A 23,500-nucleotide genomic window follows, 5' to 3' on the forward strand; every position below is an offset into this window, starting at 1 on the left:
ATTTTTGGTGTAGAGGATATTTTGTAGATACAGTAGGCAGATATGAAACGGCAATAAAAGAATACATCAAAAATCAGCTGGAAGATGATATTATGAATGATCAAATAAGTTTAAAGGAATTTACAGACCCGTTCACGGGTGAGCCGGTGAAATAAGGCATAAAAAGTGCCCCCGAGTAGGGGGCAGCCAGAGTTAAAAGTGTGGTTGCCAGACTATTCAATGCCCCCTTTAGGGGGCTACCACAAGAGATAGACCCTTATAGGGTCTGATCAAACCACCCGTTCAACGGGTGGTTTTGATTTTTAGATGATATTTGATATGTTTTCTTAAGGGGCATTTGCTTTGGATTTATCCGTTTTTTTATGTGACTCCATCACGGAAGAAGAAAACGCCATGGTGTATACTGATTACAGATCAAACAACAGGAGGAAATATCATGGCAAAAAGAAAAGCGAATGTACAAATCAAAGAATGTGTTGCCTGCGGTACCTGCGTGAAGGTCTGTCCAGTGGGCGCTATTTCTGTTTATAAAGGACTTTACGCAGATGTCAGCGCGAAATGTGTGGGCTGTGGCAGATGCGCCGCGGTCTGTCCCGCATCCGTCATTGAAATGCAGGAGGTGACACCATGACAAAGAAGAAAAAATGGTATGACTATTTATGGATTGTTTCCGCGACCTATTTGATTTTAGGATTTTTCAATATTCTCTTTGCATGGATTGGGCTGCTGTGCTTCTTCATTCCACTGCTCATTGCCATTTTTGGCGGTGATAAAATGTACTGCAATAAATTCTGCGGCAGAGGACAGCTCTTTGACCTGCTGGGCAACAAACTGGGACTTTCCCGGAAAAAAGATATTCCCAAATTCCTGCGGAGCAAATGGTTCCGTTATGGATTTTTGATTTTCTTTTTCATCATGTTTTTCAATATGCTTTTTAGCACCTATCTGGTATTCGAAGGCACAAGAGATTTGAAAGAAGTGGTCACACTCCTTTGGACCATCAAACTGCCTTGGAATTGGGCATATGACGGTACAGCCGTAACACCTTGGGTAGCGCAGTTTGCCTTTGGTTTTTACAGCGTGATGCTCACATCCACCGTCTTGGGACTCATTACCATGATTTTGTATAAACCACGTTCTTGGTGTGTATACTGTCCTATGGGAACCATGACCCAGACCATCTGTAAGGCGAAGCACAGATGCAATGGCGCCTGTGGCATTTCTCAACAAAATGATTCTCCTACAACATAAAAACAGAGCGGTTTTATACCGCTCTGTTTTTCGTTTACAGATAAGACCGCAGTTTCTTTTTGTCCAGAATGCGGATACCGCCCCGGAAGGTTTCCACAATGCCTTCCTCGGCAAAATACTTGATCATACGAGTGACCACCTCTCTGGCGGTGCCCATATACTTGGCAATCTGCTCCTGTGTCATATGGATTTCATCAGACTTTGTTTTTGCCATTTCGTCTGTCAGGAAGATTGCCAGCCGTTTGTCCATTGCCATGAAAAGGATTTGCTGCATGGCCCACATAACGTCGGAAAAACGGTCTGCTGCCATATGATAGCTGCATGCTTCTACATAGACATTTTCTGTAATCAGCTTATGAAAAGCGGAAGCGCTGACGGTGAGGATTTCTGACTTTTCCACCGTATCCACGGAAACGTCAAAGGTGATGGCGTCCAATACGCAGGAAGCGGAAAGAATGCAGATATCCCCGGGGTAGAGGCGGTAAAGGGTAACTTCCCGCCCATCTTCAGAAAGCAGATATGCCCGCAGCTGCCCGGATTTGATGTAAAGCAGACCAGCGCATTCTTCGCTGCCGTTGTGCAGGTTGACCCCTTTGGGATAGGTAGCCAGTGTGGCACTGCGGCAGAGCATGTCTTTCTGATCTTCTGTCAGATGCTCCCAGAAAGAAAAATTTTCTGCAAATATGGTTTCATATTCTCGTGTCATATTGATTTCACCGCTTTCGGATTGATTATCTTCAGTGTAACAAGCAATTTCTTTTTTTGCAAGAAAAAAGGCTCTCATCATTGAGAGCCTTTTCATGTTCGATGTTTCTGCATCGAGTAAGGGGAGGGGTATGTTCTATGTTTACAAATAATTTGGAAATTAGCTTTTGGGAAGGGGTGCCTGAGGCAACTCGGGGAAATCACCTCAGGCGGGAAGTAAAAGGGGGCGTCCTTTTGACTTCTCCTATAGTATATCGGGAAAATGTGTCCAATTTGTGAATAGAAACTTACAGCTAACTTAAGGAATTTGAAAGAACCTTTTTCGAAAAGCGAAAAAACTGCAAAACATGTGCGAAAATGCTGGAAAAACAACAAAAATTACAGCATGTCAGACAACAAAAAAGGAATTGTCGGATTTTTAAAGTGTGACATACAATTTGCACGGGAATATCCCTTTAAAATGGTAGGTTTTTCTGATAATATGCAAGAAATTTTGAAAAAGTGAATATTTTTATTTACATGGCATAAAGATTCTGTTAAGATTTTATATAAGAAAAGATAATGGAACGATAAGAGGAGGAAATGCTTATATGACAGAAGTGCTGCACCATTTGATGAGAGAACTGATTGAATATTCCATCATTTTGCTGGAATTGATTGGCGTACTGGTATTGCTGGCAGGCGCTCTGCGCGCTACCGTGAACTATATCAAGGGAGATCCCCACACCCGCGTGAAACTGTGCCGTGCTATGGCTATGGCGCTGGAATTCAAGCTGGGCGGCGAAATCCTGCGGACAGTTATCGTACGTGAGTTTTCTGAAATCGCATTGGTTGGCTGCATCATTGTTTTAAGAGCAGGTTTGTCCTTCCTGATCCACTGGGCAATCCGTACAGAGGAAAAAGACCAGGCGGAAGAAAAGCTGGAAGAATGCAATGTGGAAGTGCTGGACAAGGAAAAACGGGAAAAAGTGGCTCCCCGCTGGCGCTCCATCAAAGAAGTGATTTAAGATACAATTTCCTTCAATCCTAAATAAATAATACGAAACACAAAAGCACCTGACAGATTTTCTGTCAGGTGCTTTTGCATAATTTGTGATTAAAATTCAAATCCTTGCATTTTATCCAGATATTTTTCTCCAATGAGTTCATCATAAGTCAGATAACGATGGAGTTTCTGGAGTTCTTCATGTTCTTTCGCTGTGGTTCCAGGTGTATAGAGATTGTAATAAGGACTCATCACAGGGCAGGTTTCGTATACATGAAGCAGGAAATTGGTCTGCAGGCAAGCAGGTGCGTTGATGTAGTCGCAGAGCAGTGCCGGCAGCAGATAAGGAGAAACCTGCTGGTCTTCCGCACGATAGTCGTTGCCGGTGTCGTAGTTGGCAAACATCACATAAGGTGTGCAGAACATGGTGTATTTTTCTTCGTCTGTCCATTCTGCGGCTTTATCCGCATGAATGGTGCCTGTGGACGTGTAAGGTGTGAAATTATCCCCCAGTGTAGGCAGGTGGTCGCCGTACCAGAGCAGTACTGTGGGTTTTTCTCTCTGCATGATGTAATCATAGAGCATACCCAGTGCCGCATCGGAATCGCTGACACCTTTTGCATAGTTCTGAAGGGAAATCACTTCCTGTTCAGACAGGTTATCCCCGCTGACTTTAATGTCCCAGTCAGAAGAATCAAATTTATCTGTATATAGACTGTGGTTTTCCATAGTGATGGCAGTCAGATACAGACCTGTTTCGTGGGGCTGTTCCAGCTGATAAATGATTTCTTCTGCAATGGTCTGGTCAGTGATATAAGGACCGCTGTTCCAATGGAGTTCTGCGTGCATGTCGTTTTCACCCAGAAAATCATCATAGCCCATGAGTGGATAAGCCCGGTCACGTTCGTAGAATGTTTTCTGGTAGGTATGAACGCCCAAGGTGTCGTATCCCAGACTTTTGAACAGCTGTGCGTAAGAAAATGTTTTTTCCTTTAAATACTGTTGATAAGGCATATTGCCGGAGGGCAGTGTGCTGGTGGACATGCCGGATTGGATTTCAAATTCCGGTCGGATGGTGCCGCCGCCAAAGGTACAGGATACCATTTCGCCGCTGGGATGTTCTGCCGCAATGGCGCGGTAATTTTTCAGCGGATCATCAGAGAAGGTCACGCCTTCCAGTTTGGTTGGGTCCCAAAAGGCTTCAGACAGTACCACGATGACGTCAGGATTTTCAAAGTCAGAAGTATTTTCTTCCCTAGTGGGAACAAAGGGCGCGAACATCTCTGCCATGACTTCTTCGCTGTAATCCTGAGGCATCAGTGTGTCAACGGTGCCGAAGTTTAAAGCAAAGCCTGTCAAAAAGCCGTAGTTGTCGTAAATATAATCCTGATCGGTTTCTTCGTTGACAACGATACCGAAAAGGGGTTCATAGCATCCCCGCACCGTTGTGTTGGTGACAAATACCACCAGAAGGGCTGCCAGTACCGGAACTCCTACAAAATGCACTTTGCTGCGGATGGGCAGCATGGGGCGGGTCATATGCAGGAACAGCCAGTAAAGGATGGTCACCGCAAAAAGCAGGATATACTGCCATGGGAATGAAATGGAGCCTAAAAACTCTGTGAAGCTGCCGGCGTTCTGTGCCAGTGTCAAATCCCAAGGATAAAAATGATCCTGTAAAATGATGGATTTGAAGTGGTCAATGAGGGGCAGCAGGATAAACAAAAATCCTGTGATGCCTGCGGCTGTGGAAAAGCGGCGGAACAGGAACACAAAAGTGAAGTATACGCCGTAAACCAGAAGCAGCCCCAGCAGAAAGGCGCCTGTCTGTGCTGTGATGAGTGCAGACAGCATGGAACGGGAGCCAAAAGAAATGTAGTTCGCCACGAGGGTCATATAAATAGGAAACACAAGGGTCAGTATCCATAATATGGCTCTGGGCAATGGGGCGGAATGGAAAAATTTCCGCAGTTTTTTCGATTGTTTGGAAAATGTTTTCATTGGGTCAATGCCTTCTTTCTTTTCAATTACCCCGAGGTTTTATTTTATCATGACAATGGCGTATTTTCAACGCTGGCAGGGGAAATGAGAAGAATTTTATTTTCTGTCAGGGGTGATTTCCAGAGGGGTGATGCGGTCTTTTTCTGTAATGGGACGCAGTACACGGCAGGGATTTCCGGCAGCAAGGACTCCTCTTGGAATGTCATGAGTCACTACACTGCCTGCACCGATGACACTGCCTGCCCCAATGGTGACACCGCCGCAGACAGTAGCGTTGGCACCAATCCATACATCATTCTCCAGTGTAATGGGGGCAGAAGTGCCGATGCCTTCTCCTCTCTGGGCAGCATCCATGGCATGTCCTGCACAGGCAAGGCAGACACCGGGACCGATGAAGGCATTTGCGCCGATATGCACAGGAGAAGTATCCAGAATGACGCAGTTATAATTGATGATGGTCAGACCGTGGGTGTGGATGTGGAAGCCGTAATCACAACGGAAAGACGGCTCAATAAATGTCAGAGGGTGACAGGTGCCGAAAAGCTGTTGTAAGATTTCTGCCCGTCTTTCTGTTTCCGTAGGGGAAGTCTGGTTGTATTCCCAGCAAAGGGTTTTTGCTTTTGTTTGTAAGTGGTTGGGCATGTCGGTGTGGCGTGTGCAGTAGCCTTCCGGCAGTCCCATGATTTTCAAAATATCCATATGAGATGTCCTTTCTTTTGTTGAAATCAGATTTCCTAAGGATAAAATGTATCACATTTTCTGGCAGTACGCAATGGAGGAAAAAGGGGAATCTTGCGCGGATATTGCCGGATATGGTACACTGTTTGGAAAGAGAAGGAGGGGATTTTATGAGGGAAACAGGAATCTACATTCATATTCCGTTTTGTGTGCAGAAGTGTCTGTACTGTGATTTTCCGTCTTTTGGCGGGCAGGAAAAGGAATATGAGCGGTATACAGCGGCTTTGTGCCGGGAAATCGAAGCCAAGAGCCATCTGGCAAAGGATTGGAGGATTAAGACCGTGTTTTTTGGCGGCGGTACGCCTACGGTGCTTTCTGCCCAGCAGATGAAGCGGATTTTGGATACCGTTTTTCGATGTTTCGATGTGGAAAGTGACGCGGAAATCACTACCGAAGCCAATCCTGGTACATTGAGTCTGGAAAAATGCGTAGCTTTGCGGAAAATGGGATTCAATCGCCTGAGCATGGGCGTGCAGGCGTGGCAGGATGAACTGCTGGAGAGATTAGGCAGAATCCATACACGTCAGCAGTTTTTGAAAAACTTTGCCAGCGCCAGAGAAGCAGGTTTTGACAATATTAATGTAGATTTGATGTTTGCCCTGCCGGAACAGACCTTGGGTCAGTGGGAAGAAGCCCTTTCGGAAATCACCGCATTGCAGCCGGAGCATATTTCTGCTTACAGCCTCATTATAGAAGAAGGAACACCTTTTTATGATTTGTATGAAAAGGAAGTCTATCAGGAAACGGACGAGGAACTGGACAGAGCCATGTATCATACAGCGGTGCAGATTTTGGCGGAGGAAGATTATCATCAGTATGAAATCTCCAATTTTGCCAAAGATGGCAAAGAAAGCCGCCATAACCGCATTTACTGGCAGGATGAGGGGTATCTGGGCTTCGGTCTGGGTGCACATTCCTATTGGGAAGGAAAACGGTTCCACAATCCCTATGATTTGCATACATATATGGAGCAGGCAGAAAACGGCAATGTTTCCATGGAGGATGTGGAAGAACTTTCTTTGGCAGACCAGTACAGCGAATTTATGTTCATGGGGCTGCGTTTGAAAGAAGGCATCGAGAAAAAACGATTTGCCCAGTGTTTTGGCGTGGAAATGGAAGACGTTTACGGTGCGGAAATGGAGAAATGCAAAGAAGAAGGTCTGCTGGAAGAAAAGGACGGCTGGCTCCGTCTGACAGAGAGAGGACTGGATTTAAGCAATCAGGTTTTCATGGAATTTCTCAAAGAAGATGCCTGAAAAACCCCAGAAAACCAAAAGAAAATCCGAAATATAAAATTCAAAAAAAGTTCATAATTTTTTTCTCATTAGCACTTGACATTGCCGGTGGCAAGTGCTATCTTTATTACATGAGTTAGCACTCATAGCAAGTGAGTGCTAACAAAAGACAAATTTCCATAGAAGTGCGTCCAAATGAAAATGGACAGAAACAGAAATTTACTTCAAATAAAAACGGAAATTTACTTCATGAATGAGGAGGCGAAAGGCTATGTCGTTGAACGAAAGAAAAATTCAAATCTTACAGGCGATTATCAATGACTATATCGAAACGGCGGAGCCTGTCGGTTCCAGAACCATCGCCAAAAAATATAATCTGGGTATCAGTTCAGCCACCATTCGTAATGAAATGAGTGACTTGGAAGAAATGGGCTTCATCCTACAGCCCCATGCTTCTTCCGGCAGAATTCCATCAGACATGGGCTACCGTTTATATGTAGACCACCTGATGCAGAAAAAAGAACTGGGACCCGAGGAACAGCGGTATCTGCAAAATGTCATCACCAGAAATGTGGGACAGATTGATTACCTGCTGGAGGAAACGGCAAAGGCTCTTTCCGCACTGACCAATTACACCACCATCATTTCAGAGCCAGTGAGTCAGCGCACACGCATCAAACAGATTCGTCTGCTGCCCCTGGACAGCGTTTCGGTGCTGTTGGTCATTGTAACGGAAGATAATTTCATCAAAAATCATGTGATTCAGATGGGCACGGTTCCTGAGGAAGATAAGATCTTCACCATGGGCATGCGGCTGAATCAGGTGTTGCAGGGATATTCCCTACATGATATAGATGCAAGCGTCATCAACCGCCTGCAAACAGAACTCCATGAATACCGACAGATTCTGCCGCATATCTTATCGGCAATCGAAAGTACCATGCGTTCTGCGGAAAAGGTACAGGTTCACATGAGCGGCACCAAAAACATTCTGGCTTGTCCTGAGTTTTCTGATATCCAGAAAGCCAAGTCCCTGTTTCAGGCATTGGAAGAAAAGGATGTGCTGGTGACCCTCCTGCAGAGCAGTGCCGATACCAATGACATGCAGATTCTCATCGGCAGCGAAAACAGCGTGCAGTGCATGAAGGATTGCAGCGTCATTACGGCAACCTACAAAATGAGCGACGAAACCCGCGGTACCATCGGTATCGTAGGACCCACCCGAATGGATTATTCTCAGGTGGTATCCGTCCTCAACGGTATGGTTACCAATATGGAAAAAGTATTGAAAAATCTGTCGAAAGGCAATAAAAATACCTAGAGAAAAGAGGAGCAGATGTGGAAGATAAGGATTTAAGAGAAGAAAATCTGCAGGAAGAAGCCGCCAAAATGCAGGCGGAAGCAGAAGTGACAGAAGCCGTGGAAGCGGAAGTGGTTGATGAAACTGAAGCGAAAATGGCAGAGCTGGAACAGAAAGCTGCGGATTATCTGGATAAATATCAAAGATGTCTGGCGGAGTTCGATAACTTCAGAAAACGGACTTCCAAAGAAAAAGCAAGCATGTATGACGACGGTGTGAGAGATACCGTGGAAAAACTGCTGGCAGTGGTGGACAATCTGGAACGTGCCGTTGCGGCGCAGGAAGGAAAAGACACCGAAGATGCCTTTTTCAAAGGCGTGCAAATGACTTTGAAGCAGTTCCAGGAAATTCTCCATGGCATGGGCGTTGAGGAAATCAAAGCCCTGGGCGAAAAATTCGACCCCAATTTCCATGCAGCTGTAGCACATGAAGATGATGATGCTTACGGCGAAAATGAAATCATTCTGGAAATGCTGAAAGGTTATAAATATAAAGATAAAGTCATCCGTCACAGCATGGTGAAGGTGGCAAACTAAAACTGAAATTTTGATTTGACAATTTAGGAGGAAATAGATTATGGGTAAAATTATTGGTATTGACTTAGGTACAACAAACTCTTGTGTAGCAGTAATGGAAGGCGGCCAGCCTGTTGTTATCGTTAACAGCGACGGTGCAAGAACAACTCCTTCCGTAGTTGGTTTTGCAAAAAACGGCGAAAGACTGATTGGTGAAACAGCAAAACGTCAGGCAATCACAAACCCTGACAACACCATCAGCTCCATCAAACGTCACATGGGTGAAAACTATAAAGTAAACATCGAAGGCAAAGCTTATTCTCCTCAGGAAATTTCCGCAATGGTACTGCAGAAACTGAAAGCTGACGCAGAAAGCTATCTGGGCGAAACTGTTTCTGAAGCAGTTATCACAGTTCCCGCATATTTCAACGATGCACAGCGTCAGGCAACAAAAGACGCTGGTCGTATCGCAGGTCTGGATGTAAAACGTATCATCAACGAACCCACATCCGCAGCACTGGCTTATGGTCTGGATAACGAAAGCGAACAGAAAATCATGGTTTACGACCTGGGCGGCGGTACATTCGACGTATCCATCATCGAAATCGGCGGCGGCGTAATCGAAGTACTGTCCACAAACGGTAACACACACCTGGGCGGCGATGACTTCGACCAGAGAATCATTGATTACTTGGTAGCTGAATTCAAGAAAGCAGAAGGCATGGATCTGTCCAAAGACAAAATGGCTATGCAGCGTCTGAAAGAAGCAGCTGAAAAAGCGAAAAAAGAACTGTCTACCGTAACAACAACAAACATCAACCTGCCTTTCATCACAATGAACCAGGATGGTCCGAAACATCTGGATGTAACACTGTCCAGAGCAAAATTCGATGAACTGACAGCTGATCTGGTAGACGGCACAATGGGTCCTGTTCGTCAGGCTCTGTCCGACGCTGGTCTGTCCGCAAGCGAAATCGACAAAGTCCTGCTGGTTGGTGGTTCCACAAGAATCCCTGCCGTACAGGAAGCAGTTAAGAAATATACAGGCAAAGAACCTTTCAAAGGCATCAACCCCGATGAATGTGTAGCAGTAGGTGCTGCTATTCAGGGCGGTAAACTGGCTGGCGATGAAGGTGCAGGCAGCGTTCTGCTGCTGGACGTAACACCTCTGTCTCTGGGTATCGAAACTCTGGGCGGTGTTGCAACAAAACTGATCGACAGAAACACAACCATCCCTACAAATAAAAAACAGATCTTCTCTACAGCAGAAGATAACCAGACAGCCGTTGATATCCACGTTGTACAGGGTGAAAGACCTCTGGCAAGAGATAACAAAACTCTGGGTCAGTTCAAACTGGACGGTATCGCTCCCGCAAGAAGAGGCGTGCCTCAGATTGAAGTTACTTTCGATATCGACGCAAACGGTATTGTAAACGTATCCGCAAAAGACCTGGGTACTGGCAAAGAACAGCACATCACAATTACAGCAGGTTCCAACCTGTCTGAAGAAGAAATCGACAGAGCTGTAAAAGAAGCTGAACAGTTCGCTGAACAGGATAAGAAGAGAAAAGAAGCGATCGACGCCAAAAACGAAGCTGACTCCCTGATCTTCCAGACAGAAAAAGCGCTGGGTGAACTGGAAGGCAAACTGGGCGACGACGAAAAAGCAACAGTAGAAAGCGCTCTGAACAGCCTGAAAGATACTGTAAAAGATATGCAGCCTGAAACAATGACGGAAACAGACGTAGCAAACGTAAAATCCGCTACAGAAGCGCTGACACAGGAATTCTACAAAATCTCTGAAAAACTGTACCAGCAGGCACAGGCAGCTCAGGGCGGCGCAGCAAACGGCGGCGATCCTAATGTGGTTGACGGCGAAGGCAAAGAACTGTAAAATAAATAAGATTGCGATATGAAGGCAAGGGTGGGTTTCGTCCCGCCCCTGCTTTTGCCGTTTACAGTTTTTTCAGTAAAACAAGGTGGTGAGAAAGTTGGCTAATAAAAGAGATTATTACGAGGTCCTGGGGGTACAGAAGGGTGCGTCTGAAGCGGAGCTGAAAAAAGCTTACCGTAAGATGGCGGTAAAATACCATCCTGACCAGAACCCTGGCGATAAAGAAGCAGAAGAAAAATTCAAAGAAGTCAACGAAGCCTATGAAGTGCTGAGCAACCCCGAAAAACGTGCGCAGTATGACCAGTTTGGTCACGCAGCCTTTGAACAGGGCGGCATGGGCGGCGGCGGTTTCTACAGCGGCGGCTTTGAAGGCTTTGATATGGGCGACTTGGGGGACATTTTCGGCAGTATGTTCGGTTTTGGCGGCGGCGGTTCCGCTAGAAGAAATGGCCCCAGACGCGGCAGAGATATCAATGTCAGCATTCAGCTGACTTTTGAAGAAGCCATTTTTGGCTGTACCAAAGAAATTTCCGTACCCATTCTGGACGAATGCGAAACCTGTCATGGTACCGGCGCAAAACCCGGCACCCATGCAGAAAGCTGTTCCAAATGTAACGGTACCGGTCAGGAACGTTTTGTACAGCAGTCCATGTTTGGCGCTGTGACATCCGTTCGTACCTGTTCCGCATGTCATGGTACTGGTAAGATCATCAAAGAACCTTGTACCACATGCCGTGGTACCGGCAGAGTCAAAAAGACAAAGAAATACGAAGTCAAGATTCCTCAGGGGATTGACAACGGTCAGACCATCCGTCTGGGCGGCAAAGGGGAACTGGGCGAAAACGGCGGCGGCTACGGCGACCTGCTGGTAAGCGTTTACGTACAGCCCAACCGTGTCTTTGTTCGTAAAGGCAATGATATTTACTGTGATGTGCCCATCACATTCGTACAGGCAGCACTGGGCGGCGAAATCACCATCAAGACCATTGATGGGGAACAGAAATATACCATCAAACCCGGCACACAGCCTGATACGGTGGTTACCCTGCGCGGCGTAGGGGTACCCAACCTGCGTAACCCGAAGATCAGAGGGAACCAGATCGTCACACTGAAGGTAAAAATCCCTACCAGCATGACAGAACGCCAGAAAGACCTGCTGCGGCAGTTTTACGGTGATGCCCCGGCGGGGGCGGCAAAGCCCGAAACTTCTGCGGCGCCGGAGGAAGAAAAGAAAACTTTCGGTGAGAAGGTCCGGGACTTTTTCGAAAAGGACAAATAAGAATTTTTCCAAAGGGATGCTGATAAACCAGCATCTCTTTGATTTTCAGGCAGCGGCATCATACAAAAAATGTTATGCTTGACAAACTGCGAAATAATGCGATAAAATCATAAAAACTCTTTGCACTGCACATACGAAGTGACCTTCGCACATACAGTACAAACTGAGCAGACAGCGGATTTTTCCGTGTGGTCGGGCATTTTTGCAGCGAATGACAGACATTCGTGGGACAGTTTTATGTTCTACGGGTGTCTTTTTTTGTGTAAAATCAGAAGGGGCGGAGAGGTAAACATTAGGAGGGATTTTTTATGACAAATGACTTAGCAAAACAAAATGAGAAAATCGTCATGCGTGTTTCTACCAACAGCATGATCGTCAACATCATCTTATCGGTATTTAAAGTGGCAGCAGGGTTTATTGCCCATTCCGGCGCCATGATCTCTGACGGTGTCCATTCTGCATCAGACGTGTTCAGCACCATCATCGTTATGGTAGGCTATAAGATGTCCGCAAAAGATTCCGATGAGAACCACCAGTATGGTCATGAACGAATGGAATGTGTTGCAGCTATTTTGCTTGCTATGGTATTGTGTGTGACAGGCTTTGCCATTGGGGCAGGCGGTGTGGAAAAAATCTTCGGTGCAGAAGCAAGTGCACTGGAAGTTCCCGGCAAACTGGCATTGGCAGCGGCCATCCTGTCTATTGTGGTAAAAGAAGGTATGTACCATTACACCAGACATGCGGCAAAACAGGTCAATTCCGGCGCATTGATGGCAGACGCATGGCACCATCGTTCTGATGCCCTGTCTTCTGTGGGCAGTTTGATTGGTATCAGCGGCGCAATGCTGGGATTCCCCATCTGCGACCCCATTGCCAGCGTTGTCATTTCCCTGTTCATCATCAAAGCTTCTTATGATATTTTCAAAGATGCCATTGATAAAATGATGGATACAGCCTGTGATACAGAAACACTGGAAAAAATGAAATCTGTTGTGGAAGCTCAGAATGGCGTTATGGGCATTGACCGCATCCAGACCAGACAGTTTGGTGCAAGAGCTTATGTGGATGTGGAAATCGCCGCAGACGGCAATCTGACACTGACAGCAGCCCATGCCATTGCAGAAGGCGTTCACGATGCCATTGAGGAGAATTTCCCAGAAGTAAAACATTGTATGGTTCATGTAAATCCAGCAGTGGTCAGATAAGAATAAACCCCCTATTCTATGGAATAGGGGGTTGTAGGTGTCGAAAAAGTCGACACCCTTCGTCAAAGGCTCATTTCATTCAAGCCTTTGACGAGTAGACAGAAGTATAAAGCCAAAGTTCCATCGGCTAAAGAGCCTTGAAACTTCGGCTTTTCCTTGTCGGAAGTCAATTCCGACTGCGGATTAAAAAAGGGAAACTCTTCGTTTCCCTTTACCCTTCAGCGGTATCAAAAATTTGAAAAATAGGTTTTTTGACAGTCTGAATCTCCCTATTCTATGGAATCGGGGGGGTGTTATATACAGAAAAAATTTTCATCCATATCAGAAGCCAATAAGTCACGCAGGATAGAAAGCCCTTTTGTCAATTCTTCTTTTGTATCAGGAGAGGAAAGGGCAATCCGCAGGTACTGCTGCACATCGGCTTCTCCTACAAGAAAACGGTGGGAATGACAGACGGAAATGCCGCGCTTCTGTGCCAGATGTTCAAAGTCTGTTTCATGAAATCTTTCTGGCAGAGGCAGCCAGAGGGAGAATCCCAGCGGATTTTTTGCAATTTCCGGGAAAAAGTCTTTGCAGATTTCACTGCGGGCAGCAGCTTCCATACGCTTTTGTCCTATGATTTTTTTCGCAGTGCCGCTGTAAATCAGTTCTCCTGCGGTTTCGCTGTTCAATGATGGGGTTTTCACGTTGACGTTATAAATGCCCCGCCGGATATCTGCGGCAAACCGTGTGGGAAATGTCAAATAGGCGATGCGCAGACCGGAACAGATGGATTTTGACAGACTGCAAATATAACAGGTGTAATCCGGTGCAAAATGTGCCAGAGGCAGGGATGGTTTTTCCAGCAAAAATCCATAAATGTCGTCCTCAATTGCCAAAAGCGCATATTTGCGGATAATGGCAGCAAGGGCTTCCTTTCTGGATTGGCTCATGATGTGCCCGGTGGGATTGTGGTAATTGGGCACCAGATAAATGCCGTTGAGCTGCTGCAAACGACAGTGATTTTCCAGCACATCCGGCAGCATCCCTTCTGCGTCCCCAGAAATGGGTATCAGACGAATCTGCATCATGTTTGCCAGCTCAATAAAATTGGCGTATGTATAATGGTCTGTGGCAATCTTATCGCCAGGGCGGAATAATGTCAAAAGCAGTATGGCAAGGGCGTTTTGGGCGCCGGCAGTGATGGCAATGTTGGATAGAGAAACATCCATGGAAAAATGCTCTAACCATTTTTGAGCAGCGGCTCTTTGGTAAGGGGTTCCCATGGGGTAACTATAATCCAAAAGGGAGGTGCTGCCTCGCTGGAGCACCTGTTCCATGACGGCATAGGTTTCCGTATTGAAAGCGTCTAAGGGCTTGATGATTCCCATTTCGATGTAGGAAGCTTCTTCTTTTTCATCGGCAATGGCAATGTCAATGGCAGCATTGGGAGATACAAAGGTACCCCGTCCCGTGATGCCGTAAAGGAGCCCTTTTTGGGTGCAGAGCTGAAACGCCCGTGTGATGGTGCTGAGGTTCAAGTCCAGATAGTCTGCCAGTTCTCGCTGAGGAGGCAGTTTGGTGTGGGGCGGCAGTTTGCCTGAAAGGATATCGTCAGCAAGCAAGTCTGCCAATGCGCGGTATTTGGGGGATGTCAGCTGTTCTTTCTCTGGTTTCCATGACATGGGATAATCATCAAATGAGTTGACAGGCATGAAAACACTTCCTTTCAAAATTGTATTGCATACAATGATTCGATTGCATGGTGAATTTTCAGTTATTATAATCAGATTATAGAAAATGTTTTTTCGGAAAACAAGAGAAGGAGGGTTTTTGATGAAGTATTTTGTGGTGGATGCCTTTGCGGAGCATGTCTTTGGCGGAAATCCGGCAGGGGTTTGTGTGCTGGAAAAACCCATGGATACAGAATTGATGCAGCGCATTGCGGCGGAAAATAATCTGTCGGAAACGGCTTTTGTATATGGTCGGGAAACAGGGAAATACGACTTGAAATGGTTTACCCCAAAGGCGGAAATCGACCTTTGTGGACATGCTACACTGGGCACGGCATATGTGGTGGCAAATTTTGTAGACCCGGAAGTGGAAACCATGACTTTTTCCACATTAAGCGGAGAATTGACCGTTGTGCGGAAGGGTGCATATTTTGAAATGGATTTCCCCAGCCGGATGCCGAAACAGATACCTGTCACACAGGAAATGGAAGCAGTCATTGGTATGCCTATCGCAGGGGCATATCTTTCCAGAGACCTTGTGTTAGAATTGGAAAACGAAAATGCGGTGAAAGACTGTGCGCCGGATTTTGAGAAAATGCTGCACATGGAGCAGGGGCTAGGCTGTGTTGTTACGGCAAAAGGCAGCCAGTGTGATTTTGTATCCAGATGTTTTTTCCCGAAATTAGGGGTAAATGAGGACCCTGTCACAGGATCTGCCCACAGCAGTTTGATTCCTTTCTGGGCAGAACGACTGGGCAAAAAAGAATTGCTGGCAGAGCAGTGGTCGGAACGAGGGGGAAAACTCCTTTGCATAGATGATGGAGAACGGGTGAAGATTGCTGGAAAAGCTGTGTTGTATTTGCAGGGAGAATTGCTGCTGGAAAAGTAACATAAAACACGAAAGCGGTTTTTCCTTTAGACGAATCTTCAAAAAAACTAATGAAAGCTGAAATCCTTATTATACGGAGGATTCCAGCTTTCTTGTTTTTTGCTGAGATTTTATTTGGCATATTTTCTTCTGAGAGCAGCCATCTTAGTTCCTCTTAAGAAATCAAGAAAAGGGAAAGCCCATGATTACTTAAGGAAAAGTATCTTTGAAGCCCAACGTTTGTTTTGGTGTGAAACCATAAAAAAAGACGCCGCATTATGCGGCGTCAAAAAAGAAATTTTATTCAGCAGCTGCTTCTTCAGCGGAGGAGAAGGACTGGCTGTACAGTTCGTTGCCTTCGCCATCGAAGAATGTCAGTACTACGATTACAAGATCGTTGGAAACGCTGTCTTTTACTGTTTTTGCAAGTTCGTAATAAGATGTTGCGGATGCTTCTGTGCCTGCTTTCAGAGCTTCTGTCAGTTCAGAACGAGTGTCTTCTGTTGCTACGACGTTGTCGATTGTGAAATCGTAATGCATTTCATCGCCTTCAGCATACAGTTTTACACTGATACCCTGATCTTCATACTGTGCCTGCATAGCATCCAGCATGCTCTGAACTTCTTCACCATCAGCAGCGAAAGATTCTTCCAGAGAAGGCAGGTCGCTGTCAGAAGCGTCAGAGGAAGTTGTTGTTTCTGCAGTTGTGTCAGAAGTTGTTTCTTCCTGTGTAGCGCTGCCACCGCATGCAGCCAAAGATACTGCAACGCACATCATAGTCAGCAAAGCAATAAGACGTTTTTTCATGTTTCATTTTCTCCCTTCTAAAAATAAAGCATTATAGTTGTTTCATTTGGCAAGCCAAATGTTTTGTGGAAAGTTTGATGTCGTTTATATTACATATGAAATATTAAAAGAACACCAAACCAACACAAATCATATTTTAATGAATAAAAACGCGGATTACAATAGAGATTGATACGGTTTTATGTTTCTTACAAAAATAATGATTATGTATTTATATAATTTCTGTAAAATATTGTCAGAAAAATGAAAGAAACTGGGATGAATTTGCAAGGGTCGCAGCAGTTGTGGTAGAATAAAGCATCAAAAAAGTATGATGAGGAAGGAATAATAAGTATGATTCATGTATTATTCATCTGCCACGGCAATATCTGCCGTTCCCCCATGGCAGAATTTTTATTCAGAGATATGGTCATGAAAAAAGGACTGTCCAGAGAAATTTCTGTTGCCTCTGCCGCAACCAGCAGAGAAGAAATCGGAAACCCTGTTCATAGAGGCACGGTGCAGAAACTGGCGCAATACGGCATTTCTACAAAGGGAAAATATGCCCGTCAGGTAACAAAACAGGACTATGCAGATTATGATTATATCATTTGCATGGAAAAATATAATCTGCGGGAGATCAAACGGATTTTACCTACAGACCCGGAAGGAAAAATCTGCTGTCTGTTGGATTTTTCTGATCATCCGCGTGATATTGCAGACCCATGGTATACAGGAAACTTTGATGTGACCTATGACGATATTTTAGAGGGCTGTGAAGGGCTGCTGGCACATTTGGAAAAAGAATTGTAAAATCAAAAACCGGAATTTCTGAGTATCACAGGAATTCCGGTCTTTTTATTATATAAGATTTATCGAACAAAATTGGTCCAGACTTTTTCTTCTTTTTCAGGTTCGGGAACACCAGCCTGTTTGCCAGCTTCGATGCATTTCAAAAGCCAAGCCATGTTTCTGCCCAGAATCCGCATGGTCTGCATGCCTTCCAGATCCTGTTTGACTTCTTCGGGGGTATTGCCGTGAACCATGTTCCAGTAGCTGGATGTGACGATGGGCATGCCTTTGATGGCAAAATACTTGTTGATTTCATCAAAAGTTGCTGTAGAACCGGCACGTCTGCAGCTGATGACAGCAGCGCCAACTTTTCCGCTGAAATCTCTGCCGTAAAAAGCTCTGTCCAGGAAAGAAATCAGGGCACCTGCCGCAGAAGCGAAGTGTACGGGTGTACCGAATACAAAGCCGTCTGCATCAGCAGCTTTTTCAAGGAATTCGTTGACACAGTCGTTGCGGAAGCATCTGTCCGTTTTTTTACAGTAGCCACAGTCGATGCATCCAGCAACAGGATCGTTGCCCAGCCAGAAGATTTCTGTTTCAATGCCGTTTTGTTCCAAAGCGTCTGCGACTTCACGCAGTGCTGTATATGTGCAGCCTTCTTTATGAGGACCGCCGTTTACCAATATCACTTTCATGGAAAAATCCCTCCTTAATTGTGTTTTGCATGTTATTCATTATAGCACGATTTCACGGGAACACAATAAGTTCCATGAAAGGAAGGATTATGACTTTATGCAAAACGGCGGAGTTTTAATATGGTCAAGTTGAATTCACCATCTGTGGCGTTGGCAGAACCGGAATAGTAGAAGGAAAGTGTGGTGGCTGCGGGGGCATACAGTATCAAATATGCAGAACCGCAGGCGGTGGAGCCATTGGTAGCAGTGGCAAAATAAACGCCCGTTTCCAAATGGGAGGTTCCGTTATAAAAGGGCGTAATCTGTAGATAGTTGGCAGTGGAAAACAGCGCGGATATTTTGTAGGAAATCAGGTAATATCCGGGTGCGAGAGAAATTTGCTCCAGGCTGGTCTGCGTGATGTTTCCGGTGGGATCCTGCACATCAGGAAAAAAGGAGAGCTGCGTACCGCGGACAAGGGGAAATTGGGTGTTGATATAAGATGCAAAAATATCATCGGGAATAGGACCGGTAGGACCAGTTGCACCGGTAGGACCAGTTGCGCCGGTGGGACCGATTTCACCCGTAGGACCAGTTGCGCCAGCTGCCCCTGTCGCGCCTGTCGCGCCCGTAGCCCCCGTTGTACCTGTTGCCCCTGTTTCACCCGTAGCCCCTGCGGGACCAGCTTCACCTGTAGGACCTGTTGCACCAGTTGCTCCAACTTCTCCTACAGGACCTACAGCGCCAGTGGGACCCGTAGGACCGGTTATGCCTATTGTACCGGTAGCTCCCGTTGTTCCAGTGGGACCTGTGGGACCGGTTATGCCCGTGGGACCAGTTACGCCGATAGGCCCAGTTATACCAGTTGTACCAGTAGGCCCCGTTGCGCCGGTAGCCCCCGTGGCTCCAGTAGGACCGATTTCACCCGTTGGTCCAGTAGGACCCGTGACCCCGGTAGCCCCTGTTGCCCCCGTAGGACCCGTGATCCCGGTAGCCCCTGTTGCCCCCGTAGGTCCTGTTTCACCTGTGTCACCAGAAATACCTGTTGGTCCAGAATCCCCTGTGGGACCCGTTTCGCCAGTAGCACCTGTTTCACCAGTAGCGCCTGTTTCGCCAGTTGGACACATACAGCAAATTTGTACACAGCAGGGAGGCGGAAAGGGACCTCTCCAGCAGCAATGATAAAAAAAGGACACGATGACTCCCCGCTTTCATTTTGTCAGTTATAGTATCCTATTCAGAAAGTGGCTGCTGGTGCCTGGTTTATTTGAAGTTTAAAAAAGCTGAATCAGTCAATTTCTCTTAAGAAAACATACCAAATGAAAAAAGCTGGAATCCTTTGCATGGTAAGGAATCCAGCTTTCTTCGTTTTCTTATTTTAGCTGCAGATTTTTATAATCCCAAAGCCTTGGCAGTGGTGCAGATGAAGTCCTGCACATTGGTGACGATGCCTCTTGCGGACAGACTGCCTCTGTCAGCCAGTTTATTAACGGCAAATTCAGAAATATCCACACAGTAGAAATAAATCTGCCGCACAGTACCATCTGCCATAACCCGATAAGAGGGAGTCATATTCCCTGTGGCAATGGTGTGGAGCATGGTTGCCATGCAAATGACAGTGGTGGCGCTGCGAATCTGGTCACGCATGGCATTCTGGGCTTCATATACATTGCCGAAAACAGGCGGCAGGGGACCGTCGTCCCGGATGGAGCCTGCAAGGACATAAGGCACATGGTATTTTTCGCAGTTGTAAATGATGCCGTTGTCGATGTGCTCTTTTTCCAGAAAAGCGGGAATGCTTTCGTGGAAACGTACCCGATTGATGGTGTCCAGATGGTTGTAATGTCCGTTTGGCTGGTTTTTCTGGGTGTAGATGTTCTGTCCCAGAGCAGTGTTCAGATATGCGCCTTCCAGGTCGTGGGTGGCAAGGGCATTGCCTGCCATGAGGGCGTGAACGTATCCTCCTGCAATCATTTTGGAAAAAGCATCTCTTGCGTCTTTGTCAAAGGTGAAAGCGGGACCAAGCACCCAGACGATTTTCCCATGGTCACGGTCATGACGGAGGATTTCGTACAGTTCATTATAATCTTTGGAAAAGGCTGTTTCCCGGGAACGTCCCTGACGGAAAGCAAAAACTTCCTGCAATTCCCTTTCTTCGGAAAAGCCGTTAGCATGAACATAAATGCCCTGAGAACCGTCCTCTGTGCGTCCGATGGCAATGAGGTCGCCTTTTTTCAGCAGACGGAATTCACGCACAATGATTTTTCCATTTTCATAAACAGCGACGCAGTCCATGCGGCTTTCTTCTGCCAGCAGCCATGTACCGTTGACTTTGAAATATTCCGGGAAAATGCTCATGGCGTGATACTGTTCCGGTGCCACGCCGTCAAAGGGTGTAGGCTGGAAACAGACATCCGGCGCGTCAGCCAGAAAAGGCTGTGTGAAATCCGGCGGTGTATAGGGGCGCAGTGAAAAACTCATATCAATTCTCCTTTATATAGATTTTGAACGATGGATGGAAAAAAGCAGATAAGATTTGCCCATGCGGTCTAATGTTTCCGCTTCCTGTGCCATGCCGATGGCTTTGGCAACGGAAAGGGAAGGGTAATTGTCAGAAGCGATGGCTGCATAGACAACAGGTTCTTTGCGGACAGAAAAGGCAAACTGTACACAGGCGGCAGCGGCTTCTTTGGCATAGCCGTTCTTGCGCTGGGAAGGTGTGATGCCGTAGCCGATTTCCCAGAGCATCCGTCTGCCAAAACGCTGGAATGTCAGTCCAGCCTGACCAATGAGGGTATCGTCATCCTTTCGGCAGACACCCCAGATGCCAAAGTTCTGCCGGTAACGCTGCTGCTGTCTGGTGAGCCAGTTTTGCAGTTCTGATTGCGAAAACTGACGTTCATAAAAATTACGTTGTCCGTTCATCATTTCCAGCAGCTGGGGCAGGTCTGCTTCTGTCAATTCCCGCAGATACAGACGGGGTGTTTCCCAAATCATGTCTTTGTTTCCTCGAAAAAGCGGCTGTAAAGGTCTTCTTTTCGGTCTGCTTTCAGGGGGAATTCTGCCCGATATGCTTCTGCTTCTTTGGGGTCGATTTCCACCACAGCCAGTTCATTTTCTCCTGTCAGATGGGCTAAAATTTCCCCTGTGGGAGAGATGAGCATGCTGTCACCAGTGTAAGTGAGGGTGCGGTCTTTGCCGCTGCGGTTGACACCTACGATGAAGCTCTGGTTTTCAATGGCGCGTGCCTGCAGGAGTGTTTTCCAGTGACCCACACGGGCAACGGGCCAGTTGGCAATGACGGTCATAACAAGGCTCTTTTTGGAAGCAGCCTGAAAGATTTCCGGGAACCGCAGGTCATAGCATACAAAAGGGGAAAGGGGCACGCCGTCCACCTGACAGAATGTCAGCGCATCGCCGCCGCTGTAATACTTGGCTTCCGCACCATAGGAGAAGGGGTGGATTTTGGCATAATCCGCCAGAATATGACCGTTTTTGTCCATAACAATGCTGTGATTCCGCGCCGTTCCATCTTCTAAAAAGATTACGCCGAAAACAACAGCCATCTGGAATTTTTTTGCCACATCCTGAAAGAAAATAATGGTTTTGCTGTTTTCCTTTAATTCTCCATAGGTGGCAGGGGACATGGTAAAGCCTGTCAGTGTCATTTCAGGAAAGACAATGAGGTCAGCCTCTTTTGCTGCGGCTTTTTCCATGAGCTCCACACAGGTTTTCATGGCAAAACCCTTATCCTCAAAACCCATATCCAGCTGTGCCAATGCGATTTTCATACACAAAAACCTCCTTCGTTATTCCCAGTTTTTCCATACGTCCGGGCAGTAACCCAGTGTGAATTCCTTTCCGTTGCGGACGATGGGTGTCCGAAAAAGGGCAGGATTTTCAAAAAGGGTGCCTTCCCGTTTTTTCTCGTCGATATAATCCATATATAAATCTTTGTATGCCTTTGCTTTGCGGTCAATCATGTCTTCCACGTCGATGCATCGCTTTGCAGATTCAAATACGCTTTTGCTCATGCCGAAACGGTGGATGTCGATGGACTGAAAAGGGATTTTCCGTTCCTTGAAATACCGTTCCGCTTTCTTGGTGTCGAAACATTTTTTTGCGCCGTAAATTTGAATATTCATATAAAACTCCTTTCCTGTGGGCATCTTCTGGAAAAATATTTTTCTGAAGATAGCCGTTGCAGCTCCTTTTCAGGAAGAAAAAATAGAGGGGAAGCTGCTTTGGGGTTTGCTGATTTTATTTTACTCCTTTGGTGCAAAAGACACAAGACAAGGGGGAAGGATTATGGTATACTTTGAGAAACAGGAAAAGGAGCGGATTGAGATGAAAATGATTTCATGGAACGTTAATGGTCTGCGGGCAGCTGTAGGCAAAGGCTTTTTGGATTATTTCAAAGAAGCGGACGCAGACATTTTTTCCATACAGGAAACAAAATTGCAGGAAGGACAGATTGACCTGCCCACAGAAGGCTATCACCAGTACTGGAATTATGCGGAAAAGAAAGGCTATTCCGGTGTGGCAGTATTTACCAAACAGGAACCCATTTCCGTTTCTTACGGCTTGGGCATTGAGGAGCATGACAAAGAGGGGCGTGTCATTACACTGGAGTTTGAGAAATTCTATCATGTGACCGTTTATACGCCTAATTCCCAGCAGGAAAACGCCCGTCTGGATTACCGCATGACTTGGGATGATGCTTTCCGGGCATATTTACAGGAATTGGACAAAACAAAACCTGTCATCGTCTGCGGCGACCTGAATGTGGCACATACGGAAATTGACCTGAAAAATCCTTCCACCAACCGCAGAAACGCAGGCTTTACAGACGAAGAAAGAGGGAAATTTACAGAACTGCTGGAAGCAGGCTTTGTGGATACCTTCCGTCATTTTTATCCTGACTTGACAGGTACATATTCCTGGTGGAGTTATCGTTTTAACGCCAGAAAGAATAATGCCGGATGGCGTATTGACTATTATGTGGTTTCCGAGCGTCTGAAGGATGCATTGCAGGACGCGAAAATCCACAGTGACATTATGGGGTCGGACCACTGCCCTGTGGAATTGGATATTGCTTTGTAAGATCAAAAGAATCTTTCATTGGATACGGAGGTGCATGGGTTATGTTGTACATTGGATGGAAAAAGATCTATGAGGGGTATGATGTTGTTCTGGTAGGACGTATCAAAGAAGCGCTGCGGGAAAGCGGTGTGGAATGTAAAGTGCGTGTGGATAATCCTGTTCAAAACAGAATGTCCAGAGATGTTGCCTTTGGGGGGAATCCGCTGATCATCAATAACATTGGGGTAGATACCTCAGCAAATGCGTACAGCGTTTATGTGCCGAAAGAAAAGAAAGAATTTGCGGAAGCCGTTGTTCATGGGATTAACCGGGAAGATTAAAGAGGGCTACCAAGTGAAACCATAAGAAAAAGCCGAAACTTCTAAAAAGAGGTTTCGGCTTTTGTTGGGTGCTTTAG

24 protein-coding genes, 1 pseudogene and 1 riboswitch are annotated in these 23,500 nt (G+C 46.2%); of the genes and pseudogenes, 14 read left to right on the forward strand and 11 right to left on the reverse strand.

The window, feature by feature from the left end:
- The 3 genes and pseudogenes from BUB35_RS19540 to BUB35_RS06185 form a co-directional block, all read left to right on the forward strand.
- A pseudogene (locus BUB35_RS19540) lies at positions 1-155 on the forward strand (IS200/IS605 family transposase); the annotation flags it as partial.
- A gap of 281 nt (positions 156-436) precedes the next feature.
- Positions 437-631, forward strand: a complete 195-nt coding sequence (locus BUB35_RS06180) for a 4Fe-4S dicluster domain-containing protein (RefSeq protein WP_072850128.1) — start codon at positions 437-439, stop codon at positions 629-631.
- Complete coding sequence (locus BUB35_RS06185) at positions 628-1,251, forward strand: 4Fe-4S binding protein (RefSeq protein ID WP_072850131.1); 624 nt, start codon at positions 628-630, stop codon at positions 1,249-1,251. Before BUB35_RS06180 ends, BUB35_RS06185 begins: the two co-directional genes overlap by 4 nt.
- A gap of 34 nt (positions 1,252-1,285) precedes the next feature.
- Here the strand turns inward: BUB35_RS06185 and BUB35_RS06190 are convergent, their stop codons facing one another.
- Positions 1,286-1,957 carry a Crp/Fnr family transcriptional regulator gene (locus BUB35_RS06190; RefSeq protein WP_072850208.1) on the reverse strand — a complete coding sequence of 224 codons (672 nt, stop codon included), beginning with the start codon at positions 1,955-1,957 and terminating at the stop codon, positions 1,286-1,288.
- A gap of 589 nt (positions 1,958-2,546) precedes the next feature.
- On the opposite strand from BUB35_RS06190, the gene BUB35_RS06200 reads away from it, so the two are divergent.
- Positions 2,547-2,963 carry a DUF1622 domain-containing protein gene (locus BUB35_RS06200; RefSeq protein WP_072850135.1) on the forward strand — a complete coding sequence of 139 codons (417 nt, stop codon included), beginning with the start codon at positions 2,547-2,549 and terminating at the stop codon, positions 2,961-2,963.
- 89 nt (positions 2,964-3,052) lie between these two features.
- Here BUB35_RS06200 and BUB35_RS06205 read toward each other — a convergent pair whose 3' ends face one another.
- Both BUB35_RS06205 and BUB35_RS06210 read right to left on the reverse strand, forming a co-directional pair.
- Positions 3,053-4,942, reverse strand: coding sequence for an LTA synthase family protein (locus BUB35_RS06205; RefSeq protein ID WP_072850137.1), 1,890 nt, complete (start codon positions 4,940-4,942; stop codon positions 3,053-3,055).
- A gap of 96 nt (positions 4,943-5,038) precedes the next feature.
- The gene (locus BUB35_RS06210; protein WP_072850139.1) at positions 5,039-5,641 is read right to left on the reverse strand and encodes a sugar O-acetyltransferase; all 603 of its coding nucleotides are present in this window, start codon (positions 5,639-5,641) and stop codon (positions 5,039-5,041) included.
- Positions 5,642-5,790: 149 nt separating this feature from the next.
- On the opposite strand from BUB35_RS06210, the gene hemW reads away from it, so the two are divergent.
- From hemW to BUB35_RS06240, 6 genes are all read left to right on the forward strand, one after another.
- Positions 5,791-6,936 (forward strand): radical SAM family heme chaperone HemW, encoded by a 1,146-nt coding sequence (gene hemW, locus BUB35_RS06215; RefSeq protein WP_072850141.1) that lies wholly within the window; start codon positions 5,791-5,793, stop codon positions 6,934-6,936.
- Positions 6,937-7,186: 250 nt separating this feature from the next.
- Entirely contained in the window at positions 7,187-8,236 is a 1,050-nt protein-coding gene (gene hrcA, locus BUB35_RS06220; protein WP_072850143.1) for a heat-inducible transcriptional repressor HrcA, read from the forward strand.
- 17 nt (positions 8,237-8,253) lie between these two features.
- Positions 8,254-8,811 (forward strand): nucleotide exchange factor GrpE, encoded by a 558-nt coding sequence (gene grpE, locus BUB35_RS06225; protein ID WP_072850145.1) that lies wholly within the window; start codon positions 8,254-8,256, stop codon positions 8,809-8,811.
- Positions 8,812-8,851: 40 nt separating this feature from the next.
- Positions 8,852-10,684: a molecular chaperone DnaK gene (gene dnaK / locus BUB35_RS06230; RefSeq protein ID WP_072850147.1), complete on the forward strand. Its 1,833-nt coding sequence runs from the start codon at positions 8,852-8,854 to the stop codon at positions 10,682-10,684.
- A 97-nt stretch (positions 10,685-10,781) separates the two neighbouring features.
- Positions 10,782-11,963, forward strand: a complete 1,182-nt coding sequence (gene dnaJ / locus BUB35_RS06235; protein ID WP_072850149.1) for a molecular chaperone DnaJ — start codon at positions 10,782-10,784, stop codon at positions 11,961-11,963.
- Between the two features lie 153 nt (positions 11,964-12,116).
- A riboswitch (NiCo riboswitch) is annotated at positions 12,117-12,198 on the forward strand.
- Positions 12,199-12,271: 73 nt separating this feature from the next.
- On the forward strand, positions 12,272-13,168 hold the full coding sequence (locus tag BUB35_RS06240) for a cation diffusion facilitator family transporter (RefSeq protein WP_072850152.1): 897 nt from the start codon (positions 12,272-12,274) through the stop codon (positions 13,166-13,168).
- A gap of 293 nt (positions 13,169-13,461) precedes the next feature.
- Here the strand turns inward: BUB35_RS06240 and BUB35_RS06245 are convergent, their stop codons facing one another.
- The gene (locus BUB35_RS06245; RefSeq protein ID WP_072850154.1) at positions 13,462-14,862 is read right to left on the reverse strand and encodes an aminotransferase-like domain-containing protein; all 1,401 of its coding nucleotides are present in this window, start codon (positions 14,860-14,862) and stop codon (positions 13,462-13,464) included.
- Between the two features lie 121 nt (positions 14,863-14,983).
- Between BUB35_RS06245 and BUB35_RS06250 the strand changes: the two genes are divergently transcribed.
- Entirely contained in the window at positions 14,984-15,769 is a 786-nt protein-coding gene (locus tag BUB35_RS06250) for a PhzF family phenazine biosynthesis protein (RefSeq protein WP_072850156.1), read from the forward strand.
- Between the two features lie 279 nt (positions 15,770-16,048).
- Here BUB35_RS06250 and BUB35_RS06255 read toward each other — a convergent pair whose 3' ends face one another.
- Positions 16,049-16,555 (reverse strand): DUF4854 domain-containing protein, encoded by a 507-nt coding sequence (locus BUB35_RS06255; protein WP_072850158.1) that lies wholly within the window; start codon positions 16,553-16,555, stop codon positions 16,049-16,051.
- A gap of 333 nt (positions 16,556-16,888) precedes the next feature.
- Between BUB35_RS06255 and BUB35_RS06260 the strand changes: the two genes are divergently transcribed.
- On the forward strand, positions 16,889-17,347 hold the full coding sequence (locus BUB35_RS06260; protein ID WP_072850160.1) for a low molecular weight protein-tyrosine-phosphatase: 459 nt from the start codon (positions 16,889-16,891) through the stop codon (positions 17,345-17,347).
- Positions 17,348-17,406: 59 nt separating this feature from the next.
- Here BUB35_RS06260 and BUB35_RS06265 read toward each other — a convergent pair whose 3' ends face one another.
- From BUB35_RS06265 to BUB35_RS06290, 6 genes are all read right to left on the reverse strand, one after another.
- Complete coding sequence (locus BUB35_RS06265; RefSeq protein ID WP_072850162.1) at positions 17,407-18,021, reverse strand: flavodoxin family protein; 615 nt, start codon at positions 18,019-18,021, stop codon at positions 17,407-17,409.
- Positions 18,022-18,116: 95 nt separating this feature from the next.
- Positions 18,117-19,127 carry a collagen-like domain-containing protein gene (locus BUB35_RS19920; RefSeq protein WP_084730600.1) on the reverse strand — a complete coding sequence of 337 codons (1,011 nt, stop codon included), beginning with the start codon at positions 19,125-19,127 and terminating at the stop codon, positions 18,117-18,119.
- A gap of 265 nt (positions 19,128-19,392) precedes the next feature.
- The gene (locus tag BUB35_RS06275) at positions 19,393-20,481 is read right to left on the reverse strand and encodes a putative NPN-dependent ornithine cyclodeaminase (RefSeq protein WP_072850164.1); all 1,089 of its coding nucleotides are present in this window, start codon (positions 20,479-20,481) and stop codon (positions 19,393-19,395) included.
- A gap of 12 nt (positions 20,482-20,493) precedes the next feature.
- A complete protein-coding gene (locus BUB35_RS06280) occupies positions 20,494-20,997 on the reverse strand; it encodes a GNAT family N-acetyltransferase (protein ID WP_072850166.1) in 504 nt (167 codons plus the stop codon).
- The gene (locus BUB35_RS06285; protein WP_072850168.1) at positions 20,994-21,791 is read right to left on the reverse strand and encodes a carbon-nitrogen family hydrolase; all 798 of its coding nucleotides are present in this window, start codon (positions 21,789-21,791) and stop codon (positions 20,994-20,996) included. The genes BUB35_RS06280 and BUB35_RS06285 overlap by 4 nt, the downstream gene beginning before the upstream one ends.
- Positions 21,792-21,809: 18 nt before the next feature.
- Positions 21,810-22,145, reverse strand: coding sequence for an arsenate reductase family protein (locus BUB35_RS06290; RefSeq protein ID WP_022364314.1), 336 nt, complete (start codon positions 22,143-22,145; stop codon positions 21,810-21,812).
- A 202-nt stretch (positions 22,146-22,347) separates the two neighbouring features.
- Here BUB35_RS06290 and BUB35_RS06295 point away from each other — a divergent pair, with 202 nt between their 5' ends.
- Positions 22,348-23,103, forward strand: a complete 756-nt coding sequence (locus BUB35_RS06295) for an exodeoxyribonuclease III (protein ID WP_072850210.1) — start codon at positions 22,348-22,350, stop codon at positions 23,101-23,103.
- Between the two features lie 41 nt (positions 23,104-23,144).
- Positions 23,145-23,423: a hypothetical protein gene (locus BUB35_RS06300; protein ID WP_072850170.1), complete on the forward strand. Its 279-nt coding sequence runs from the start codon at positions 23,145-23,147 to the stop codon at positions 23,421-23,423.
- Positions 23,424-23,500: the final 77 nt, after the last annotated feature.

It is taken from the genome of Anaerotignum lactatifermentans DSM 14214, from assembly GCF_900142265.1.
GTDB classification, from domain to species: domain Bacteria; phylum Bacillota; class Clostridia; order Lachnospirales; family Anaerotignaceae; genus Anaerotignum; species Anaerotignum lactatifermentans.